At 48.5% G+C, this 16682-nt stretch carries 12 protein-coding genes; 6 read left to right on the plus strand and 6 right to left on the minus strand.

Annotated features, from left to right (window positions below; translation table 11 throughout):
- Positions 1-122: 122 nt before the first annotated feature.
- A complete protein-coding gene (locus D3H65_RS31910; protein WP_119054191.1) occupies positions 123-1058 on the minus strand; it encodes a LysR substrate-binding domain-containing protein in 936 nt (311 codons plus the stop codon).
- A gap of 82 nt (positions 1059-1140) precedes the next feature.
- Positions 1141-1971, minus strand: coding sequence for a universal stress protein (locus tag D3H65_RS31915; RefSeq protein WP_162915913.1), 831 nt, complete (start codon positions 1969-1971; stop codon positions 1141-1143).
- A 243-nt stretch (positions 1972-2214) separates the two neighbouring features.
- Between D3H65_RS31915 and D3H65_RS31920 the strand changes: the two genes are divergently transcribed.
- Complete coding sequence (locus tag D3H65_RS31920) at positions 2215-4134, plus strand: beta-N-acetylhexosaminidase (RefSeq protein ID WP_119054193.1); 1920 nt, start codon at positions 2215-2217, stop codon at positions 4132-4134.
- A 207-nt stretch (positions 4135-4341) separates the two neighbouring features.
- Here D3H65_RS31920 and D3H65_RS31925 read toward each other — a convergent pair whose 3' ends face one another.
- From D3H65_RS31925 to D3H65_RS31935, 4 genes are all read right to left on the minus strand, one after another.
- A complete protein-coding gene (locus D3H65_RS31925) occupies positions 4342-6708 on the minus strand; it encodes an ABC transporter permease (protein WP_119054194.1) in 2367 nt (788 codons plus the stop codon).
- A 441-nt stretch (positions 6709-7149) separates the two neighbouring features.
- The gene (locus tag D3H65_RS31930) at positions 7150-8115 is read right to left on the minus strand and encodes a glycoside hydrolase family 172 protein (protein WP_245999640.1); all 966 of its coding nucleotides are present in this window, start codon (positions 8113-8115) and stop codon (positions 7150-7152) included.
- Positions 8049-8291 carry a hypothetical protein gene (locus tag D3H65_RS33395; protein WP_245999641.1) on the minus strand — a complete coding sequence of 81 codons (243 nt, stop codon included), beginning with the start codon at positions 8289-8291 and terminating at the stop codon, positions 8049-8051. Before D3H65_RS33395 ends, D3H65_RS31930 begins: the two co-directional genes overlap by 67 nt.
- A 374-nt stretch (positions 8292-8665) precedes the next feature.
- Positions 8666-11110: an alpha/beta hydrolase family protein gene (locus tag D3H65_RS31935; protein WP_119054195.1), complete on the minus strand. Its 2445-nt coding sequence runs from the start codon at positions 11108-11110 to the stop codon at positions 8666-8668.
- Between the two features lie 419 nt (positions 11111-11529).
- Here D3H65_RS31935 and hisG point away from each other — a divergent pair, with 419 nt between their 5' ends.
- From hisG to D3H65_RS31960, 5 genes are all read left to right on the plus strand, one after another.
- Complete coding sequence (gene hisG / locus D3H65_RS31940) at positions 11530-12381, plus strand: ATP phosphoribosyltransferase (protein WP_119054196.1); 852 nt, start codon at positions 11530-11532, stop codon at positions 12379-12381.
- A gap of 62 nt (positions 12382-12443) precedes the next feature.
- Positions 12444-13721 carry a histidinol dehydrogenase gene (gene hisD / locus D3H65_RS31945; RefSeq protein ID WP_119054197.1) on the plus strand — a complete coding sequence of 426 codons (1278 nt, stop codon included), beginning with the start codon at positions 12444-12446 and terminating at the stop codon, positions 13719-13721.
- Positions 13722-13823: 102 nt separating this feature from the next.
- On the plus strand, positions 13824-14876 hold the full coding sequence (gene hisC / locus D3H65_RS31950) for a histidinol-phosphate transaminase (RefSeq protein ID WP_119054198.1): 1053 nt from the start codon (positions 13824-13826) through the stop codon (positions 14874-14876).
- 33 nt (positions 14877-14909) lie between these two features.
- Complete coding sequence (locus D3H65_RS31955; protein ID WP_119054199.1) at positions 14910-16199, plus strand: PQQ-dependent sugar dehydrogenase; 1290 nt, start codon at positions 14910-14912, stop codon at positions 16197-16199.
- Positions 16200-16211: 12 nt separating this feature from the next.
- On the plus strand, positions 16212-16625 hold the full coding sequence (locus tag D3H65_RS31960) for a c-type cytochrome (RefSeq protein WP_119054200.1): 414 nt from the start codon (positions 16212-16214) through the stop codon (positions 16623-16625).
- Positions 16626-16682: the final 57 nt, after the last annotated feature.

Here is a 16682-nt window from a genome sequence, read left to right on the forward strand (position 1 = left end):
ACCATTTGCTTATACGCTATAACTTTTAGTTATGACCTGTAAATGTGTGAAGATTGCTGTAAAAGGTGCGCCTCCCTGCAGCGCTGCAAAGCGGACCGGCAGGGAGACTCATCTTAAAAAGGTTAATGTTTGCTTTTGGATTCTGTGCGACTGGTCGTTTTATTATAATAGCTGGTAGCCAGTTTAATAAACTGCTGATTGATGCGATCGGCTTCCGAACCACGGCGTTGTACAAAATAAAAGGGACGTTGTATGGAGATGCCGGGAATGTTGAGCCGTACCAGTTCGCCATTCTTCAGCTGCCGCGCTACAGATCGCAAGGGTAGGAATCCCAGGCAGGTATCATCGAGCAGGAAGTTCTTCAGGGCTTCTGTACCGCCCAATACGATCCGTTGTTTAATGTCGGCTATACTGAGCTTGCATTTCTGTAATGCTTCCGTTACTGCCGATAAAGTCCCCGATCCCCGTTCCCGCAAGGCCACCGGGATTCTTTTCAACTCTTCTGGCTGGATCAGTTTCTTTTTGGCCAGTTCACTGCGGGCACTGCATACCGGTATCACCTCATCGGTGAGAAAGTATTGGTATTTAACCGTATTGATATTGTTCTTACCCTGCGTAATGGCCAGGTCTATCTCATGGTCCAGTAATGCTTTCAGGATATTTTCCGAATTGCGGTTTACCAGCGTGAGATCGATATTCGGATATTGCTGGTGAAAGGAGGAGAAAACCGGCGGTATTACATAGAGGGAAATCGTAGTGCTGGTGCCTAGGGTAAGAGAGCCTTTGGCAATGTGCAGGTTCTTCTGCCCCGTGATATCAAACTCCAGTTGCCTTTGCAACTCACGGCCCTGTACCACATATTCCAATAGTATTTTCCCTTCGGCAGTTAGAGATACAGAATTACCCTTGCGCTCAAACAAGCTGATCTTATACTGCTTCTCCAGTGTTTGGATGTGTTTGGTAATGGCAGGCTGACTGATGTACAATACTTCTGCCGCTTTGGAAAAGCTCAGCTGGGTAGCTACTTCGAAGAATACCAGGTGGCCGAAATTAAGCATAGACCGAAATTACTGATTCCCGCTCCGAAATAAAAAAAGCGTTCCGTCAGCCACGGAACGCTTTATACAATAAAGATATGTATTACTCATGTATTGCAACAATAGGAACATGGCTATGGTAGGCCAGTTTCTTGGTATGGTTGGTCTTGAATATGCCACCCAGGAAAGAGTTTGTCTTGGGTATGATGATAATAAGATCGATGTTCTTGTCCTGCGTATATTGGCTGATGGCTTCCAGGAAGTCATACTGCCTGATAAAGAAGAATTCGGGTTTGTATTCCTTCAACATGCTTTCCAGGATCGCTACTTCCGCTTTGTATTCATCGGTCACCGCTACATAATGCTCATGGTCTACATTCACAATGTGCAGGGTGGGTTTGAAGATGTCCAACACGGCTTTAATGGGCGCTACAGGGGTAGTGATGGCCACATCTTTCAGGTCGCTGGCCAATACTACGTTCTTGATCTGGCGGAAAGCAGCATCGGGCGGAACGATCAGCACAGGCACCAGGGCCGTATTCACCATATCGAGGGTATTGCTACCGATAAAGATCTGCTCCAGGCGGGTAGCGCCGGTAATACCCATGATCACCATATCAATATCGTAATGACGCACGTAGCGTTCCATATTTTCTACCAGGGAGGAGCCATATTCCAATACCGTATCGATGGCCGCGCCACCGGCAAAGGGCTGGATCTCCTCTTTCAACTGCAGCAGGGCATTGCCGAGAATGATATTTCTGTCATTGTCACTTTCCGTAAGCAGGGAACCATCTGAACCTGCTGCTACTTTATCGGACACATTGTAGAGAATGATCTTCGCATCCGCTACTCCAGCCACAGCCTGTGCTGCGAATTTGGCCGCATTCTTTGAAGTATCGGAGAAATCAGTGGGAACGAGAAATTTTTTCATGTGTTCGTCAGTTTTTTCGAAAGATACGGGAATATCGGCAATTTCGGCAATCGTCAATCGGCAATGATTCTTGATAAAATATACTGCTTTACTACCTTTTTGCTGCTGAGACCTCATCCTCTGAATTTAATCAACTCTTTAAAATAGCAGGACTATTGCCGATTGACGATTGCCGATTCACGTTTCTCCAATAATTCCCTATTTTTAGAACCATTTCCAAATTGTATAAACTAAGCCTGCACAATGAAAAAAGGGATCCTTGTTATTTTCCATGTTTTAACTGCACTCACCATGCTTGCTCAACAGGCTACCGAGATAGCCATTATTCCGCAACCTGTTTCCCTCGAAAAGCGGGAAGGTCAGTTCCTGTTTACCGCACAAACCCGTATTGAAGCCGCAGACCGTAATCCGGATGCCTTGCGGGTGGCCTCCTTCTTTGCTGCGCAGGTGCGTAAGGCTACAGGCTATGCGGCAGTTGTGCAAACCACCCCTGCCGCCACCCGTACGAATGTGATCAGTTTTACCCTGAATAAAGCCGAAGAGGCCGATCTGGGCAACGAAGGTTATCGCCTCGAAATATGGCCCACCGGGGCAGTCGTGAAAGCCAATAAGGTGGCCGGCCTGTTCTACGGCATGCAAACCTTGTTGCAATTGTTCCCCAAAGACATCGAAAGCAAAACGGTGGTGGCAAAGAAAAGCTGGGCCCTGCCCGCTGTACGGGTCACTGATTACCCGCGTTTTGCCTGGAGGGGATTGATGTTCGATGTATCCCGTCACTTCTTTACCAAGGCCCAGGTGAAAGAGTTTATTGATGATATGGTCAGGTACAAATACAACCTGCTGCACCTGCACCTGACCGACGATCAGGGCTGGCGCATCGAGATCAAGAGCCTGCCCAAGCTCACCTCAGTAGGGGCCTGGCGGGTGGATAAGACGGGCACCTTTGGCGGCTTCTCCAATCCGGAAGCTGATGAGCCCCGCACGTATGGCGGCTTTTACACCCATGAGGACATCAGGGAACTGGTACAATATGCCGGCGACCGCTTTGTGAACATCCTGCCGGAGATCGATATTCCCGGCCATAGCATGGCGGCCGTGGCTGCTTATCCCGAACTTTCCTGTACACCGGGCACCTACCGCGTGAATTCAGGCGAGAAATTCATGCAATGGAATGGGGATGGTACTTTTTATGCCCTGATAGACAATACCCTGTGTCCGGCCAATGAAAATGTATACACTTTCATGGATAAGGTATTCACAGAGGTAGCGGAGCTGTTTCCCTTTGGTTATATCCATATGGGCGGCGATGAGTGTGCCAAGAATTTCTGGGAGAAAAGCGATGCCATCAGGCAGTTGATGGAAAAGGAAAAACTGAAAGACCTGCATGAGGTGCAAAGCTATTTTGTAAAGCGCATGGGGAAGATCATCGAGTCCAAAGGTAAAAAGATGATGGGCTGGGATGAGATACTGGAAGGCGGGCTGGCCCCGGGCGCAGCCGTCATGAGCTGGAGAGGTATCAAGGGAGGCAAGGAAGCAGCCGCAGCAGGTCATGAAGTGGTGATGTCGCCCAACTCCAACGTGTACATCGACCTGATGCAGGGCGATGGCGCTATCGAGCCGCCGGTTTACAGCACCGTACGGTTGAAAAGCGCCTACCAGTTTGAGCCGGTCCCCGACGGTGTGAATCCTACCCTGATCAAAGGCGGACAAGCCAACCTGTGGACGGAGCAGATCTACAATATGCGTCACCTGCAATACATGGTCTGGCCCCGGTCTTTTGCCGTGGCAGAGGCCGTATGGTCGCCTAAAGCAAAGAAAGACTGGAATAACTTCATCGGCCGCGTAGAGCAGCATTTCCAGCGCTATGATGTGGCGGAGAAGAAATATGCCCGCAGTATGTACGATCCCATCATCAGCGCTTCTAAAACATCAGCAGGCGCCCTTAAAGTGGAATTGACTACCGAGGTAGAAGGACTGGATATCTATTACAGCTTCGATAATTCCTTCCCCGACCGCTTCTATCCAAAATATACCGGCGCTATCACACCGCCCAAAGATGCCGTGACGCTGAAGGTCGTTACCTACAAAGGGAAACAGGAAGTGGGCCGCCAGATGGCCATCCCCGTGGCAGAACTGATGAAGAGGGCGGAGAAGAAGAAGTAAGGAGGGCAAGAATACAGGATACAGAATACAGAAGAATACAAGATACTGCGTACAGAAAAAGTAACAGGATCAAAAGAAAAAGGGGAAGCATCAATCGATGTTTCCCCTTTTGCATTGTATAAAAGTGTAGTTCGTTGCTGTTTTCTCTTTTCCCGTACCCTATCGAAGCAAACGATTCTGTATCCTGTATTCTGAATTCTGTATTCTCTACTCGCTTCTCAAACTCCTCACCGGGTTGGCCAAGGCGGCTTTGATCGATTGGAAGCTGATGGTGAGGATAGCAATGAAAATGGCGATGATACCCGCCAGCAGGAATACCGTCCAGGCAATATTTATTTTATAGGCAAAATCCTGCAGCCATTTGTTCATGGTATACCAGGCAATTGGTGCGGCGATTACGATGGAGATCAGTACCAGCGTAATAAAGTCCCTGGCCAGTAAGCGGATGATGCCCCCTACACTGGCGCCCAGTACCTTGCGGATACCGATTTCCCGGGTGCGTACCTGGGCTGTATAAGCAGCCAGTCCCAACAATCCCAGGCAGCAAATAACAATGGCGATGATGGCAAAAATGTTGAAGATAGTGCCGGTGCGGGTTTCGCTGGTATAGAGTTTATCAAAGGTTTCGTCCAGGAAATGATAATTGAAAGGCATTTCTGTGTTGTATTGCTTCCATACTTTTTCAGCGGCAGCAATGGCCTTGGGTGCATCCTTGCCCGTGGTCTTGATATAGACCATGGCATTTTTTCCTGTTTGCGTATAAAAGATAGCCGGTTCTATTTTGTTTTTCATCGAAGCATAATGAAAATCCTTCACTACGCCTGTAATAGTACCGGTCGTTTCCCATAATTTGAATGGCTTGCCAATCGGGTCCTTGATGCCTGCCTGCCGTATTGCCGTTTCGTTGAGTATGAAGTGCGCTGAATCCGCTGGCGTGCCCGTGAAGTTGGCCCCCGCAACCAGTTGCATTTTAAAGAAGGGTATGAAATCCGCTGAAATACCAACAGGATGCATCATCATGGTCTCATCCGCTCCCTTTCCTTGCCACCAGTTGCTACCTGTTTGGTTGGACAGGCTGATGATATTATCATCAGCCCGGGCCACATCCAATACACCGGGTTGACTGATCAGGGTAGACCTGATGGTAGTATAGTCAGGGCTTCCATTACGCACCCATATACTCAGTACATTTTCTTTGTCGTAACCGAGATTGCGTGAACGGATGTATTGCAGTTGATTGCTGATAATGAGCGTACCGATAATGAGCGCTACCGAGCAGGCAAATTGGGTTACTACCAATGCTTTCCGGAACAAGGCATCACTGATGCGTGCATTCATTTTTCCTTTTAATACTTTCAAAGGCTCAAAGGAAGAAAGCAGCAGGGCGGGATAGATGCTGGAAACGATCAGCGCCCCTGTAATAATGGCGAGCAACAAGGTCCATAAGCGATAATCCAGCAGGTTCAGCTCCAGTTCTTTGCCTGATAACTGGTTAAAGAAAGGCAACAACACATTGATGACCCCAATAGCCAGTATCGCCGCCAGTACAAACAGCAGGGCTGTCTCTACGATAAATTGCAGGAACAGTTGCCATTTGGCGGCGCCTACGATCTTGCGCATGCTCACTTCCCGGGCGCGCAGCATGGAGCGGGCCGTGCTGAGGTTAACATAGTTGATACAGGCAATGATCAGGATGATCAAAGCGATCCAGGTAAACATGCGCACCGTCTCCATACCTGCTTCTTTGCCGTCCGACAGATAAAGGTGCATATCGGGCACACGCAGGAACTGGTATTTGATATCCGTATCATCCGCTTTATTCCGCAGGTGGATATTACGCAGGTCCGTAGCCAGCTTTGGGAGGTCGGTGCCTGGTTTCAATTTGAAGTAGGTAAAATAGTTGAATTGATGGAAATCGTTTTCCATTGTCCGGCCATCCGTCCGGTTTTGGTATTGTAAACGGGTCATCAATTCCAGGGGCATCACCATATCGTATTGGATAGTGGAGTTCTTGGGTACATCTTTGGTGATGCCTGTAACCGTGAAATTGGTGGTCTTATCAGCTACGATGACCTTACCTATAGGGTCTTCATTGCCAAAGTGCTTTTTAGCGGCTGTTTCAGTCAACACCACGCTGTAAATATTGGGAAAAGGGTTCGCTGCATTGCCCTTAATGATCGGGAAGTTGAACATGGTAAAGAAAGCAGGATCGGCCATAATGCGCTTGTCAATATCCAGGCGTTTCTCTTTATACATCATGGAATAATAATAGCCGCCGCCACACCAGCGTACCATTTCTTCGATCGCCGGCAATTGTTCCTTTCCCATCACCCCAATGGGCGCTACAGTGGCTGTCCATATCTGTACACTGGCGCCTGTGCCTACCTGGTTTTCCAGTTTGTAGATATTGTCGGCCTGCTTGTGAAAGCGGTCGAAGCTCAGTTCGTCCTGCACCCATAGCAAGATCAGGATGCCCACTGCGAGGCCTGCGGTCAGGCCGGCAATATTGATGGCCGAATAGAATTTATTCTTAACAAGGTTGCGCCAGGCAGTTTTCAGGTGATTTTTGAACATATTGAAGTTGTTTACCAAATGAACAGGAATAACGTGGCTACGACATTATTCGTGGTAAAAACGGTGCCAGTTATGTAAGCGATTGATAAATAGTTTATTGGACGTATTAAAAGGCCCTGAAACTGTCCGGTTTTAATACAGCCGGTGTACGGTAAATACCAACGTTTATCCCGCTTTGCAATGAGGACTGAGTTTATCGAAGCCGCCTTTTCCGCCCTTCTGCAGGAGGCAGACTGATAAAGTCATAAAAAAATGCAGGTGTCTGCAACGATAAGGCCTTGACGGATGTCAAGAGATGGAGCAGGCATCCTGCTACATTTTTAGTAAGATTTAGTAAGACGGGTTTAGGGGGTTAAATCAGTCTCTTCTAAGGGTCTCCGGACGGGAGACCCTTCTTTTTTCAGCGACCTATCCACGATTGACGTTTTACGATTCACGTCTTCAATTCTGCTCCAACAGATCCCTGCCGGGTAATTTAGGAAAGCTGGTATGTGGTTCCAACTGGTACCAGAACACGACAGAGCTGATATCTGATTGCTGCTGCAGGTACCTGCCGCCGCTCTTCCAACCCAGGTCCTGCATGGTGATCTTCAGTTCCTTTTCGAAGCGTATAGGGTCAGTAAGATGCCAGCGGTACATGCCAAAGCGTTGCTGCGAGGTGTAGAGCCCATCAGGACGAATCACCTGGTGCAGGCCGGCATAGGCAGTGCTGAATTCCTGGTATTTGCCTTTCACATCAAAGTTGTAAGAGCCGCAAAAATAATCTTCTGTCCCTGTGCCATTGATCGTAGGGAACTGCGTATCTCCATCCATAAAGAATTTGATCTCTCCTTCACCCCACCAGCCATTGTTGTGAATGCCGTAGGCCATATACGTGCCCACATACTGACCCTTGCCTTTGATATTATCGATCATCGTGTAAAGGCCACCCTGGGTAGGATTGTTCCTGCGAAACTGGGCATGGAAATAAGCCGCATCATCAGGCACCTCCGTCAGCGTATAATCGATCTGGTAATAGATGCGCATATCTTCAGCGGCAATATTCTCCAGCGTCACCCGGCATTTCTTCCGGAAAGGCATTGGCCAGTAGCAATTAAAGGCACTACCCGGATTCACTGTCACCGCCAGGGAGTTGAGGGGGGCATAGACACCCCAACCCATGCCAAAAAAATCCCCAACAGGCACTTCCACAGAAGGCTCTTTTTCATCATCCCAATAAAAACGGAGAATAGAGAAACGCCAGTTGCCCGTAGGCGTCATCCAGATATGTTGAATAGCTCCTGAGCCAGTGATCTCGCCCAGGGTGAAGGTGGTGCCCTTTTTAATGACCACGTATGGACTCACTTTCCATCCCTGTCCCAGTTCCCGCGCTTCGTTTTTGGCGGAGCCGTTTTCCAGGGTGGCCATCCCCCTTTGCCGGGCTCACCGGTAAAGTTTTCAGGACTAATGGAGCGTGTTTTGGCATTGGATACCCGGTAGATATTTCCCAGGTTTACATCGAGCCCATTGAAGGCATTGTTTTTCTGTGCAATAGCAACAGTCGTTAGCATGGCAAGTGCCAGTAGCAGGATTATTGACCTCATGTGTGCATGAATTTTAGGTAACAGGAAGGTACAAAAGATTTTTCCTTTTGCATTTCTTTAACAGCATAATGGCACCCGGGCACGATATATGATTGTTATGATAGTATACATAAAAGCGTGAGCCGCTGCACCTGAAGCAGAGCGGCCCACACTAAAACATCCATACCGGATAACTATAGGGCAATTAATGCCTGCCCTGCAAATATGTTGATTGGTAGTTTTGGTTGTAGAGAAAGAAGGCCCTCTCAAGTCGCACAACAATTGAGAAGGCCTTCTTTATAGTCTGGAAGTCTGTAAGACCGAAAGTCCGAAAGAAGAAACCAGTAGGGCTGTATTACTTTCGGACTTTTCCGACTTCCCGTCTTTCCGACTTCTTAAAATGCTTTCTTATTACTGCCACCGCCAACAGGATTCTTGTCGGCGTTCTTTACATATTTGTCCAGCCAGGCGTTTTGCTCATACAGCAGGTGCAGCAGGTTTTCCTTCCCGCGATAACCATGCGCTTCATAGGGCAGGCTTACAAAACGCACCGTACCACCATGACCTTTCACCGCATTGAATAAGCGTTCACTCTGGATGGGGAAGGTGCCTGGATTGTCATCCATTTCACCGTGTATCAGCAGCAGGGGCGTTTTGATCTTATCAGCATGATAGAAGGGGCTCATGGCTGCATACAGCTCAGGCGCCTGCCAGAAAGTGCGGTCCTCATTCTGGAAGCCAAAGGGAGTGAGCGTACGGTTGTAAGCGCCACTGCGAGCGATACCGGCTTTGAACAGTTTGGTATGCGCCAGCAGGTTGGCCGTCATGAAGGCGCCATAGCTATGGCCACCCACCGCCACGCGGTTCCTGTCGCCTACACCCATCGCAGCCAGTTTGTTGATCGCTGCTTCTGCATTCATCCTCAACTGATCGATGAAATTATCATTGGGTTTCTTGGTAGAATCAGTTGCTACAATGGGAAACTCGGCATTGTCCAGTACCGCATATCCCTGCGTAACCCAGAAAATGGGACCACCGTAACCGATCAGGGTAAAGCGGTCTTTGGAACCACGGATCTGTGCCGCATCAGCAGCAGAGTTGAATTCGCGGGGATAAGCCCACATCAATACAGGCAAAGGACCGTCTTTCTTGGGATCATAACCTTTGGGCAGGTAGAGACTGCCAGTCAGGTCAACACCATCTTCACGTTTGTATGATATTTTTTCTTTCACAATGCCATCCAGTTGTGGATAGGGATTGGCAAAGCTGGTAATGGGTTGGTCGGCCACCCGCAATACTAAATTCTTGATATAGTAATTGGGCATGTCTTTCTGCGACTCACGGCGTGTGAGCAATACCAGTTTGTCTACATCCAGTACATCTGTGATGCTTTCATAAGTTCCCTCCTGGCAGCGCCAGATGATTTCGTTTTTCCTGGTCTTCAGGTCAAACTTGGCGAGGAAAGGCAGGTCCCCCTTGGGTGAGCTACCCACCGGGTTGTTCATCAACAGCTTGGTGCCATTGTCGATCAGTTTTATTACCTGACGGCCGTATTTGTTTTTTACCGTTACAGGAAAGCCGGGACTGTTATAAGCATCCGTCATATTGCGCTCCTGTAAGGTTTCCAGTTTGCCCGTGGAGGGATTGTACAGGCTGAGCCGTGTGCTTTGTTTGCTTTGCAAACGCTCGCTTACCAGTGCCAGGTTTTCATCACCCCAGGTGATGCCGCCAAAGCGCCAGGTTGTTTTCAACAACTCTTTGGGCGTACCCGTAAAGGGCGCGCTCAAAGCGTATACGACATCGTGGAAATCAGTTTTGCTTTTGTACATACCGCTGTCGAGTGGTTCACTCCACACGATTGTAGCCGCTTCATCATCGCGCCAGTCGAACCCACGGGGTGCATTCAATACATTGTCATATCCGGAAGGGGAGAGCTCGGAAGAAGGAAGCTCAGCTACCGTCTTTATTACCTTACCTGTAAGGTCCGTGATATTTACAGTAGAGTTGAAACCGAAAGCAGGCACCAGGTAGGAAAATGGCTTTTTGATCACACGGGTGAGCATGTATTTCTTATCGGGTGAAAGGCTAAAAGAAGTATAAATGGCGGGTTTGCCAATTTTGGTCTCTACACCATTCACATTCTTAGCCAGTTGAACCGTACTGTAAAATGCAAACAGCTGTTCGTCGTACGGTGTTTTGATGAGATCCTGGTAAGTGCGGCTGGGCGCTACCTTGCCCAGGTTCTGCTGGATGGCAGGCCCCGAAGGTGTTAAGGATTTGGCGGGAGCAGCGCTGGCAGGCTGTAAAGTTGTTTTATACAGCAGCGTATTGTCATCCATCCAGGTGAAATCCTGTCCCAGGATCACATTGAGCGGCTGCTTGTTGACCTTCGTAGCCTTACGGGTGGCTACATCGATTACATACAGGTCCACCGTTTTGTTGGACGTATGCGTAAAGGCGATCTTCTTTTCATTGGGACTCCAGCTTACATTGCCAGCCAGCAGGTTGACAGGTAACCCGGTTACGGGAAATTCTTTACCGGCCTTGATGTCTTTCAGCGTAAAGTTGTTGATGAAGTTCTGGCGGCTGGGGGCAAAGTTGTTGGGGTTGATCCGTTGACCGGCAATCCTCAATTCGGGCTGGGCCAGTTCTTCCACGGAGGGATAGCTATTCCTTTCCATCAGGAGCATCCATTCCGCTTTTCCGTCAATGCTTACACCTGGCGTGGGCTTGGCCAGCAGCAGGTCGGCAATTTCTTTGGGGGGTGTTTTATAACCTTCGTCCTGGGCTGAACAGAAGGTCACTACAAAAAGGCAAAAGACTACTAAGAGCTTTCTCATGAGTTGTGCAGTTTATGAATAGTTAGGATTGACTGGTTGGTTGATCAACTGTTAGACGACAGGCAGTTGCGGCCCCTGTGCGGCCATGGCAACAAGTTAAGTATTGTGGATTTTTCCCTTGCTTGGATATATGACAGGTGGCGGAATGCTTATAGGAATACCCGCAAAAGGCGGTTGATAAACATATTATTATAAATTGCCGGGTGGCAAAAGGCATAGGCCTAAAAATATTTTTTGCTAAAAGAAAGGATGTCCTATTTTTGCGACTCGAAATGAACATATTTACGCACATACATCACCATCATCATACTTACCCTTCCAGGTAGGCCGGTGGTGCTTTGTTCAGTGCCATATTATAGTAAAGGGCTTACCGCAGGTAAGCCCTTTTTATTTTACCACCAATCAAAAACAAGGATCAGATGCTAAGAATAGCCATTCAGAAATCAGGACGTTTGTATGAAGATTCCGTACAGCTGTTGAAAGAGTGCGGAATTGACCTGCGCAATGTAAAAGACCGCCTGCGTACAGAAGCAGACAATTTTCCCCTGGAAGTATTCTTCTTGCGCGATGATGATATTCCCCAGTACGTGGAAGATGGAGTTGCGGATATTGGTATCGTAGGTGAGAATGTATTGTTTGAGAAGAACAAACAGGCCGAAGTAGTGGAAAAGCTGGGCTTTGGCAAATGCCGCCTGTCCGTAGCTGTGCCCCGCGGCCAGCAATACGAAGGTGTAACCTCCCTGCAAGGCAAACGCATCGCCACCAGCTATCCTTTCCTCGTCAATACTTTCCTGGCAAAGAACAATGTACAGGCTGAGATCCACGAGATCAGCGGTTCCGTAGAAATTGCACCCGGCATAGGATTGGCCGATGTAGTGGCCGACCTGGTAAGCAGTGGATCCACACTGTTCATGAACGGATTGAAGGAAGTAGAAACCATTCTCCAGTCGCAATCCGTACTCATCAAGAACAACCAACTCAGTGCAGCACAGCAGCAATTACTGGACAAACTCCTGTTCCGCATACGTGCCGTGAAAAAAGCCAAGCGCACCAAGTATGTGCTGCTGAATGCACCCAACGATAAATTAAAAGAGATCATCAGCCTGCTGCCCGGTATGAAGAGTCCGACTGTACTACCCCTGGCCGAACAAGGCTGGAGCAGTGTACACAGCGTATTGAGTGAAGATACCTTTTGGGATATCATCGAACAGCTGAAAGCTGCCGGTGCACAGGGTATCCTGGTGGTTCCCATTGAGAAAATGATAATATAAATGAATACACCGGTAAATCAGCGCATCAAACCAATCCGAAAGCACAATAATATTACGCGTTTATGAAAGTATTTGATAACCCGGCCCGCAGTGAATGGAATACTTTACTGCAGCGGCCTGTGGCAGAGGCCGCCAAACTGGAGACAGTGGTGAGTGGTATCCTGCAGCAGGTTAAAATAAAAGGCGACGAAGCGGTTAGGCAATTGACCCGGGAGTTCGACAAAGCAACAATTGATCAACTGCTCGTTAGTGAAGCTGAGGTCCGGGAAGCAGCCGGCTCATTGGACGAGGGCCTGAAAACAGCCATCCTGACTGCCAAAGCCAATATTGAGACCTTTCATAAAAAGCAGTTGAGCGAACCTGAAGTGGTGGAAACCATGCCCGGTGTACAATGCTGGCGCAAATCCGTGGCTATTGAAAAGGTGGGATTGTATATTCCGGGTGGTACCGCTCCTTTATTCTCCACCATCCTGATGTTGGGTATACCAGCCAGGCTGGCAGGCTGTAAGGAGATCATCCTTTGTTCGCCTCCGGATAAAAATGGCAAACTGCATCCGGCCATATTATTTGCCGCGCAGGCAGTGGGGGTAACGAGCGTGTTCAAAGCAGGAGGTGTACAGGCCATCGGCGCCATGGCTTATGGAACAGCTTCTGTACCCAGGGTGTCTAAAATATTCGGTCCCGGTAACCAATATGTTACCTGCGCCAAGCAATTGATACAACAGGAGGGCATTGCCATCGACATGCCGGCAGGCCCCAGTGAGGTAGCTGTGTATGCCGATAAAAGTGCTGATCCCGCGTTTGTAGCTGCCGACCTGCTGAGCCAGGCAGAACACGGCGTGGATAGCCAGGTAATATTAGTCGTGAGTCAGGAGTCTTTAGTCAAAAGTGTGCAGGAGGAGCTTGATAAGCAACTGGCCTTATTGCCACGGAAAGACCTTGCGGCCAAAGCCCTGGAGCATAGTAAGATCTTTGTCATGAAGGATGAAGCTGACGCTATTGACCTGTTGAATGAATATGCAGCAGAACACCTGATACTGGCCTGCAACAATGCCAATGAGCTGGCCGGAAAAGTAGTGAATGCAGGATCGGTATTCCTGGGCCATTATTCACCGGAGAGTGTGGGCGATTATGCCAGCGGCACCAACCACACCCTTCCTACCAATGGATACGCCAAAGCGTATAGCGGGGTAAGCGTGGACAGTTTTGTAAAAAAGATCACCTTCCAGCAGCTTACCAGGCAGGGATTACAAAACATCGGCCGTACCGTAGAACTGATGGCCGAAGCAGAAGGACTGGAAGCGCACGCAAATGCAGTAAGAATACGGATGCTGAAATGATGGGAGTTACTGGTTGTCGGATCTTTACTAAGATACGCATCCATTGCCGACTGCCGATTGCCGATTGCCGGCCCTGATTCACGAACTTCAAAAAACGAAACAATGAGCTTTGATCTGAATAATATAATAAGAGATAATATCAAGAAACTGGTACCCTATTCCTCTGCCCGTGATGAGTTTAAGGGAGAGGCGAGTGTGTACATCGATGCCAATGAGAACAGCCTGGGATCGCCACTGAGAAAATGGTACAACCGGTACCCCGATCCTTTGCAAAAGCAGGTAAAGAACAAATTAAGCGAAGTAAAAGGCGTTCCTGCCGAACATATTTTCATCGGTAATGGCAGTGATGAATGTATCGATGTGCTGATACGGGCCTTCTGCGATCCGGGGAAAGACAATATTATTATTTGTCCGCCTACTTATGGTATGTATGAAGTGAGCGCCAACATCAATGATGTAGCCATTAAAAAAGTGCCGTTAACCCCAGCCTTCCAGCTCGACCTGCCGGCCATTGAAGAGGCCGTGGATGATCAGACTAAAATGATCTTCATCTGTTCGCCCAACAATCCTACCGGTAACTCTCTGGAGCGGGATGATATTGAAGTATTGCTGAATAATTATTTTGGCCTGGTGGTCATCGATGAAGCCTATATTAATTTCTCCCGCTTCCGGTCCTTTACCCAGGAACTGGAAGATTATCCCAACCTGGTGGTGATGCAAACTTTGTCCAAAGCATGGGGACTGGCGGCTTTGCGGGTAGGGCTCGCTTTTGCTTCCGTGCCCATTATTGAGATAATGAATAAAGTAAAACCTCCTTATAATATCAACCAGGCTTCGCAGGACCTCGTATTGCAGGCGCTGGAAGAAGTAGGGCAGGTGAATGATATGATCAAGGAGATCGTATCACAAAGAGGGGAGCTGGAAAAGCTGTTGCCTACCCTGGCGGTGGTTAAAAGAGTGTATCCTTCCGATGCCAACTTCCTGTTGGTACAGGTAACGGATGCCAACGCCATCTATAATTTCCTGCTGCAGGAAGGTATCGTGGTACGTAACCGCAGCAGTGTGACATTGTGTGAAGGGTGTTTGCGCATAACAGTAGGTACGGCTGCAGAAAATGAAGCGTTGGTGAAGGCATTGAAGAAATACGCTGCTTAATTATTTATTTTTCATCTAACGAATACCAGCATCATGAAATGGATTAGCAAAGTGCTCCCCCTTATTCTTTTGGCAGCCTCAGCTGCTTATGGCAACGACACCACGCATGTAAAACCCAGGCTCCGCAAGGCGGCGCCTGTAGAAGAGAATGGAGGCATTACACTGCCTGCCGGCTTCAAGGCCGTGGTAGTGGCCGATTCTGTGGGCAGGGCCAGGCATATCGTGACTGCCGCGAATGGCGACCTGTATGTCATGTTGTTCAGGATCAAAGACGGGCATGGCATATTGCGCCTGCGTGATACCAACAACGATGGTATTGCCGACCAGACAACGGCCTTTGGTAATTATGCCGGTACAGGTATTACCATCAAGGATGGTTATTTGTATGCCTCTTCCAATAAGGAAGTATTTCGCTACAAGCTGAATGAAAAGCAGGAAGTGATCAATCCCGAACAACCGGAGAAGATCGTCACAGGCCTGATCGACAGGAATACACACAATACCAAATCACTGGTGCTGGATAATGTGGGCAATATTTACGTGAATATTGGCGCTCCTTCCAATGCCTGTCAGCTGGAAGACCGCAAAAAAGGTTCTCCTTCCCCTTATCCCTGCCCCTTACTGGATTCAGTAGGCGGCGTATGGCAGTTCAAGGCCGATAAACTCAACCAGTCTTACCCCGAAGGTATCCGGTATGCTACCGGTATCCGCAACATCATGGGGCTCGATTGGAACCAAACCACCAACTCGCTGTTTGCGATGCAGCACGGCCGGGACAACCTCAACTCCCTGTTCCCTGAAATGTACAATGAAGACGAGAGTGCAGAATTGCCTGCGGAAGAGTTATTCCAGATCAACAAGGGCGATGATTTTGGCTGGCCTTATTGTTATTTCGATTGGTACCAAAACAAGAAAGTACTGGCCCCGGAATATGGCGGCGATAAAAAGAAAGAGGGGCTTTGTGCCGATAAGAAGAAACCGGTCTATGCATTTCCCGGTCACTGGGCGCCGAATGCCTTGATGTTCTATACCGGCAACCAGTTTCCCGAAAAATACAGGAATGGCGCTTTTGTGGCCTTCCATGGTTCCTGGAACCGGGCGCCCAAGCCACAGGCCGGGTACTTTGTCGTATTCCTTCCTTTTAAGGATGGCAAGCCCAATGGCGAGTATGAGATCTTTGCAGATGGTTTTGCCGGTGCATCCCGGGAGCCTGCCAAATCAAGGTTCCGTCCCTGCGGACTGGCCCAGGGCCCTGATGGTTCCCTGTATATCTCCGACGATAAGAAAGGTCGTCTCTGGAAAGTAACTTACACAAAAAAATAAACACTTGCTGCTATGCAAAAAACATTGCTATTGATCACTTGTGCTGGCGCCTTTTTATTGATGGCCGCACAGGTAAAACCAAAGCCAGTGCCTAAAAAGGTATTGGAGAACGGTAAAAAAGTATACGATACTTATTGCCTGCCCTGTCATCAGCAGGATGGGAGTGGGGTACCCAATATGACCCCTACATTAAGCAAGACCACCTGGGTGACCGGCGATAAAACAAAGCTCGTACAGGTAATCCTGAAAGGCATGAAAGGTGTGGAAGTGGATGGTGAAACCTACGATAATGTAATGGCTGCTCATGACTATCTCACAGATCAGGAGATTGCAGATGTGACAACTTATGTTCGTAACAGTTTTGGCAATAAAGCGAATATGATCACAGTAGCAGAGGTGAAAGCCATCCGCGCTAAGACAAAATAAGAATACAGAATATAGAATCCAGAATTCAGAAGAAATACAGGTTAAAAGGCAGACTGA

Source organism: Paraflavitalea soli (assembly GCF_003555545.1).
Classification (GTDB): domain Bacteria; phylum Bacteroidota; class Bacteroidia; order Chitinophagales; family Chitinophagaceae; genus Paraflavitalea; species Paraflavitalea soli.

What these genes read in the sequence shown, in the direction of transcription:
- D3H65_RS31915 (WP_162915913.1), bottom strand. Translation starts at nt 1,971, where the DNA reads ATGAAAAAATTTCTCGTTCCCACTGATTTCTCCGATACTTCAAAGAAT.
- D3H65_RS31960 (WP_119054200.1), top strand. Translation starts at nt 16,212, where the DNA reads ATGCAAAAAACATTGCTATTGATCACTTGTGCTGGCGCCTTTTTATTG.
- D3H65_RS31910 (WP_119054191.1), bottom strand. Translation starts at nt 1,058, where the DNA reads ATGCTTAATTTCGGCCACCTGGTATTCTTCGAAGTAGCTACCCAGCTG.
- D3H65_RS31925 (WP_119054194.1), bottom strand. Translation starts at nt 6,708, where the DNA reads ATGTTCAAAAATCACCTGAAAACTGCCTGGCGCAACCTTGTTAAGAAT.
- D3H65_RS31920 (WP_119054193.1), top strand. Translation starts at nt 2,215, where the DNA reads ATGAAAAAAGGGATCCTTGTTATTTTCCATGTTTTAACTGCACTCACC.
- hisC (WP_119054198.1), top strand. Translation starts at nt 13,824, where the DNA reads ATGAGCTTTGATCTGAATAATATAATAAGAGATAATATCAAGAAACTG.
- D3H65_RS31955 (WP_119054199.1), top strand. Translation starts at nt 14,910, where the DNA reads ATGAAATGGATTAGCAAAGTGCTCCCCCTTATTCTTTTGGCAGCCTCA.
- D3H65_RS31935 (WP_119054195.1), bottom strand. Translation starts at nt 11,110, where the DNA reads ATGAGAAAGCTCTTAGTAGTCTTTTGCCTTTTTGTAGTGACCTTCTGT.
- hisD (WP_119054197.1), top strand. Translation starts at nt 12,444, where the DNA reads ATGAAAGTATTTGATAACCCGGCCCGCAGTGAATGGAATACTTTACTG.
- D3H65_RS33395 (WP_245999641.1), bottom strand. Translation starts at nt 8,291, where the DNA reads ATGAGGTCAATAATCCTGCTACTGGCACTTGCCATGCTAACGACTGTT.
- hisG (WP_119054196.1), top strand. Translation starts at nt 11,530, where the DNA reads ATGCTAAGAATAGCCATTCAGAAATCAGGACGTTTGTATGAAGATTCC.
- D3H65_RS31930 (WP_245999640.1), bottom strand. Translation starts at nt 8,115, where the DNA reads ATGGCCACCCTGGAAAACGGCTCCGCCAAAAACGAAGCGCGGGAACTG.